The sequence below is a fragment of the Chitinimonas taiwanensis DSM 18899 genome (assembly GCF_900119825.1).
In the GTDB taxonomy this organism is placed as follows: Bacteria; Pseudomonadota; Gammaproteobacteria; order Burkholderiales; family Chitinimonadaceae; genus Chitinimonas; species Chitinimonas taiwanensis.
In genome coordinates this window covers 1-1,085 of sequence record NZ_FPKR01000029.1, presented here as the reverse complement: position 1 = coordinate 1,085, position 1,085 = coordinate 1, and the positions used below count along the sequence as shown (strand labels likewise).

General features: G+C 60.8%; 1 protein-coding gene. It reads left to right on the top strand.

Features of this window, described 5'->3' with window-relative positions:
- Positions 1–39: 39 nt before the first annotated feature.
- Positions 40–1,085: molybdopterin-binding domain-containing protein (locus tag BT173_RS19535; protein WP_308417600.1), on the top strand; the 1,046-nt coding region annotated here is incomplete at its 3' end.

Here is a 1,085-nt window from a genome sequence, read left to right as displayed (position 1 = left end):
TCGGTGGTGCCGCTAGGGAAAATGGTCGAACGCGTGCCCTTGGCCGCGGCCCTGGGGCGGGTCACCTTTACGGAAGTGCTGGCTGTAGACAATGTGCCTAATTGGCCGCGCGCCAAAGCGTATGGCTATGCCATCTGTAGCGCAGATACGCAGCAAGCCACCCCGCGCCAGCCCTGGCAACCTAGCTGGGTTTTTGAGCGGGATATGCCCGTCAAACCGAACTGGAATCAGGAACCCTTTGATTTTGCGCTGCCGCCAGGGCACGTGATCCATATCGACGAGGGTGACCCACTGCCCCTCGGGGCAGATACCGTGCTGCCCGCCTTCAGGCCGGAATTGCGCGCCTACTTCAGCAATGCTTCGAGGCTGAAGATCAAGCGCCCCATCCCGCCAGGCTGGTTCACCACCCCAGTGGGCGAGGACTACCCAGCAGGGGCGCCGTTGCTACCAGCAGGCATACGACTAAGGCCCGAACACATCAGCCTGCTATTGCGCGCTGGCCTGCGCGAAGTCGAGGTGGTCAAGCGGCCCAGGGTGGCGATTGTCTATGCCGGCCATCAGCTGAATACGGCCAGCGAAGCGCTGACCCTGCCCTTGCAACTCATGCTGCAACAGCTCGGGCATGCCCAGGTCCCCGTGCTGCATGTACCCACCGGAGCGCACGATCACCACCGCCAGGCCGAGGCGCAGTGGCTGAAAGAATACGACTTGTTTCTGAACGTGGCGCCCAATGGCGGATTCAAACGTCACATAAGTAGTTTGTCATTTGCAAAGCGTGTACTGGCGGCAGACGCGGGGAGGTCAGAAGGCATCCAGATGGGTGACTCCGACCCGCGCAGCGAGACCATTGAAGTCCCATTCGATCGCACCACGCCACAGGGACGCGAAATCGGTGTCGACTATTACGAGGACCATGCGGTCTACCTGAGCCTAGACAAACACACGCCGGATAGCCTGCTGCTACTGGAGATCGTGCTGCCGCATTTACTCGATGCCATGGAGCACACCGACTACCACGGCCGCGACTGGCAGACCCTGCCTTGCGCACTCCCTTTTACACGTCTTGGTCAATGGCGCTGCAATGT